The organism is uncultured Paraglaciecola sp. (genome assembly GCF_913058035.1).
In the GTDB taxonomy this organism is placed as follows: domain Bacteria; phylum Pseudomonadota; class Gammaproteobacteria; order Enterobacterales; family Alteromonadaceae; genus Paraglaciecola.
The window spans coordinates 1-3,679 of the sequence record NZ_CAJXPA010000290.1 but is presented as its reverse complement, the minus strand read 5'-3'; the positions used below and the strand labels follow the sequence as shown (position 1 = coordinate 3,679).

General features: G+C 40.0%; 4 protein-coding genes and 1 pseudogene. 3 read left to right on the top strand and 2 right to left on the bottom strand.

All coding sequences use genetic code 11. The features are described from left to right. Positions 1-175: 175 nt before the first annotated feature. Positions 176-1,189 (bottom strand): ferrochelatase, encoded by a 1,014-nt coding sequence (gene hemH, locus QZ562_RS20380; protein ID WP_293764416.1) that lies wholly within the window; start codon positions 1,187-1,189, stop codon positions 176-178. Positions 1,190-2,320: 1,131 nt separating this feature from the next. On the opposite strand from hemH, the gene QZ562_RS20375 reads away from it, so the two are divergent. The 3 genes from QZ562_RS20375 to QZ562_RS20365 all read left to right on the top strand — a co-directional run bounded on the left by QZ562_RS20375 (position 2,321) and on the right by QZ562_RS20365 (position 3,417). Further along, positions 2,321-2,524 carry a hypothetical protein gene (locus tag QZ562_RS20375; RefSeq protein ID WP_293764414.1) on the top strand — a complete coding sequence of 68 codons (204 nt, stop codon included), beginning with the start codon at positions 2,321-2,323 and terminating at the stop codon, positions 2,522-2,524. Between the two features lie 27 nt (positions 2,525-2,551). Then, positions 2,552-3,067 (top strand): hypothetical protein, encoded by a 516-nt coding sequence (locus tag QZ562_RS20370; protein ID WP_293764412.1) that lies wholly within the window; start codon positions 2,552-2,554, stop codon positions 3,065-3,067. A 62-nt stretch (positions 3,068-3,129) separates the two neighbouring features. Next, positions 3,130-3,417: a hypothetical protein gene (locus QZ562_RS20365; RefSeq protein WP_293764409.1), complete on the top strand. Its 288-nt coding sequence runs from the start codon at positions 3,130-3,132 to the stop codon at positions 3,415-3,417. Here the strand turns inward: QZ562_RS20365 and QZ562_RS20360 are convergent. Continuing rightward, a pseudogene (locus QZ562_RS20360) lies at positions 3,389-3,679 on the bottom strand (hypothetical protein); the annotation flags it as partial. The gene QZ562_RS20365 and the pseudogene QZ562_RS20360 overlap by 29 nt on opposite strands.

Below are 3,679 nucleotides of genomic sequence, written 5' to 3'. Positions count from 1 at the left end.
GTGTAACGATCAATAGATTCACAACAACAACTGACAGTATAATTCCTAATTCCTTTGTTCCAAAGTTACTGTTGCATATTGACGACGTTTTTAGACATCCGCTTGGCACAGATCCAATCTAACAGGACTACCATCTGCAAGCACGCTGCAAACCGCTTTATAATCAGCGCAAAAGTTATTTAACATCCAAGACCAATTTCTTGAGACAGCTGACCCAAAGAGGGTGGTCGTTAAGACTTTCTACTAATTGGACATTTTCACCGCCATTCTGGGTGAAGATCTGTTGGTATTCATCCCCTATTTCTATAACTGTTTCTAAACAATCGGCGGTAAAAGCTGGCGAGAACACCAGCAATTTTTTGGCACCTTGTTTCGCCAATGTCTCTACAACTTTGTCTGAAAAGGGCTCCAACCAGTTCTTGTCGAGACGCGACTGGAAACACACAGTGTAATCGTCTTCCGCTAGCCCCAGCTTTTCTGCCAGTAGTCGAGTTGTTGCAAAACAACTGGCCTTATAACAATACTGATTCTCTGCGGTAATCTCATGTTCACAATCTCGGTCTTCGCAAAGGCCCTCCTCATAAACCTTGTCAACATGACGCATAGGCAGGCCGTGGTATGAAAACAGCACATGATCATAATCACCCGGGTCATACTTGCTGGCCCGATCAACAATAGCATCAATGAAATCAGGGTGGTCGTAATACTGGCTGATTATTTTTAGTTCGGGGATTGCCCACCACTTACCGATCTCGGTCATCACCATTTCGAGTGCTGATCCGGTTGAAGCCGAAGCGTACTGGGGGAACATGGGCAACACCACGATGCGTGAATAATTGAGCTTCTTCATCTCAGCTAAAACGTCGGGAATGCCAGGGCTTTTGTAACGCATTGCTAAGTGTACGCTATAATCTTGACCCAACTCGTCGTCCAATAGCTGGCTGACTTTGTTACTGTAATAGAGCAAGGGTGAGCCATTTTCGGTCCACAGCTGTTGGTAAAGTTTGGCTGATTTAGGCGCTCTGAACGGTACAATAATCAGGTTCACCAAAATTTTACGCAATAACCAGGGTAAATCTATGACTCGCGGGTCATTAAGGAACTGGAAAAGATATGATCTTACATCGGCCGTTGATGGGCTATCTGGGGTGCCGAGGTTTATTAATAATACGCCGGTTTTATTTTCCATATTGAGTAAGGCCCTGCTTTGTTGGCGATAGTTTCGGAGGCTTCTTTAAAGGCTTCTTAAAGAGTGGCGAGTTTGAGCTGGTTGAGATAGGGGGTCTGATGCCAATAATGTTTTCATCAACTAAACAGCGACGCATAAAGCTCTGATACCTTAAATTCAAACAACTATTGTAGTACAAACAGAGACCAATAGAAGGAAGTCATGTTCAATGAAGCAAAAAAGTAGGCACTTCAATCGATGTGTTTAAATCATCACATGAGTAATGGGCTTTTCGCACCTTAAGGTTAGTCATAAGATTTCGGTATTGTTCAATAATAGCGCCCAGGATATAAGTAGATTACTAAGCGTTGTTCAGCGCTTTAGCAGGCCCTAGTAAAGGAACCATAATCAAGCTCAGCTAGTTGCATTAGTTTTGGGTGTTCTCATAAAAAACAACAACGGTATGGCGCTAGAAATAGACTCCTAAACATTAGGTTGACATAAAAAACTCACATGCAGTTATGAAGTGGAGGCAGCAATAGCGCTTCAAATCGATGACCTTGCGGGTTTGCTTCGGCCCAAAAGCTCAACTCAAACGATTCATTAACTGATTTACGTGCAAAGATATTTAATGTTTATGTGCAATTTGACATAAGACAACTGATTTGGTTTAGATGTTTTTGTCTAAACTCTTAGTTAAGGGCAGTGCCCACGATACGTGCTCGACAATACGTTGAGCATGAGCAGTAATCAAACTGAGTGCAAAGAGTTTAAGTGAACTAGACAGCCATTTTTGATGCAATAAATAAACCAGCACATTTAAAGTTAGGACACACAATAAGCCTATATGTCCATGCCAATAAACATCGTAGATGGTTTGTTGATTTTAAAAAGCACGTAAATAGCGAATAAAGCGACATTTTTTCCACAAAATATTTAAATGTTACTGATATAAATTCGAAAAGCCTAGCAAACGTAAAGCACTCTGGTCTGATCAACTTTATGATGCTGAAAATTTAGCAAAATAAATTAAAGGCAATTAATGCATCATAACTTTATGCAATCTGTTTTCTTACCTTGACAATATTAATTCAGTATGGCGATTGCTGTTTGCATCCGCTACAACCAAAAATTAAAAACATAGGGACTGGAATGGCGATTCAAAAATATATATTTCTGCTTTTAGCTGTTTTTTTATATGTTGAGCAGGTCTCAGCAAGCACAGATAAAACAATTACATGGTATAAGCCAGAATTTTCAGCTTTAAGTATTGTTAATGGGTCTGACGTGGGAAAAGGATATTTAGACCAGATTGAGAATTATTTGACTCAGGAAATAGATGGTTTTGACCATTAGGTACTAGTATCAGCGTTTAAACGCACTTTGCGTGATATGAAAAAGGGTCTGAATGCCTGTTCGGTTACCTTACTTAAAACACCTGCACGTTCTGAATTCATTGCTTTTACCAAACCCGCACGTTTATTGTTACCCAATGATCTCGTCGTTCGTAAAGGCGATTTGTCGAAATTCAATGACTTTAAAAATGAGTCAGGACGTATTTCACTTGAAAAACTAATTCAATCTGGAGCTGTGCGCTTTGGGTACTCAAATGGCCGCTCCTATACCAAACCGATAGAGGCTCTTTTAGGTCAATTTAAAGGCTCTAATATTCTGATTGAAAGGTTGGGTGACAAAGGACCAAAAGGCCTGTTAACAATGTTAGCTAAGGGTAATATTGATCCTATGTTCGCTCAACCGGTTGAGGCCCAGTTTCATGGGCGTTTCATCGGGGTTGCCGCTGAGATTGCCCAATTGCCGATTAATGAAATTATAGAGTATACGGTCTGGTTCATTGGTTGCTCTAAAACGCTTTGGGATGAAGCAGTAATAAAAAACTGATGCTTCGCTAGTTGAAGTGGTGAAGCGTGATGATTTTAGACGTTTCTATGAAGACTTTTTAGATGAAGATTCGAAAAAACGTTATCGAAAAATCTATGAGGGATACTTTAAGCTTAAATGAGGTGACTTCTCAGCTTTCAACTTCAAAAAGTAAAGCGCTGTTACGAGACCAAATTTGGTTTCGCCAAACCGTATTTACCCTTTCTCTCACCTTTATTTTAGGTCTAATTTTGAGTACAAAGGTAAAGAAGCAGAAAGAAACACCGCTAATGAAACAGTACGGCCAGATCAAGGCTGAGTACCCAGGTACGTTATTACTTTTTAGAGTAGGTGATTTTTATGAAATGTAAAACTGTGACCATCTTCCAAATAGCCGCTGCCAATGGACTTGTAAGTATTTATACAAGCCAGCCCGATTTTTTCTGGATTACCAACCGAGAACAGCATTTCACGAGATTCCTCCAAGGCTAACTGATAAGAATCAAAAAAAGCTTTGATATCTCGTTTCAAACTTTCTGGCATTTTACTTTGAGGCTTTCTCCTTTCGAATTGGCCTAAGGCAAAATAAACGATAAGATCCTCTTTTCTCTTTAACTGCGCTTCGTTGTATAT